Genomic DNA, 236 nt, shown 5'->3' with positions numbered 1-236 from the left:
ATCACCAGCTTATCCGCAAACGGCAGCGTTTTCAGACGACGTACGATGTCACGGTCGATTTCGATAACGTGCAGGCGGTTCAGCTTCTTCGCCAAAGGCTCGGTAATCGCCGCCAAGCCCGGCCCGATTTCAATCACCACATCATCCGCCTGCGGACGCACGGCGTTGACAATATCGGCAATAATCCGCGTGTCCTGCAAAAAATTCTGCCCGAAGCGTTTCCGGGCCTTATGTTC

General features: G+C 55.1%; 1 protein-coding gene. It reads right to left on the bottom strand.

Features of this window, described 5'->3' with window-relative positions; all coding sequences use genetic code 11:
- Positions 1-236, bottom strand: a 236-nt coding sequence (locus ACTHS3_RS18610; RefSeq protein ID WP_440368886.1) for an rRNA adenine N-6-methyltransferase family protein, incomplete at both ends; no start/stop codon positions are given.

The organism is Neisseria sp. P0009.S007 (assembly GCF_051962515.1).
Note: the sequence above shows the minus strand (reverse complement) of the source record. Positions and strands in the feature narration are given on the sequence as shown.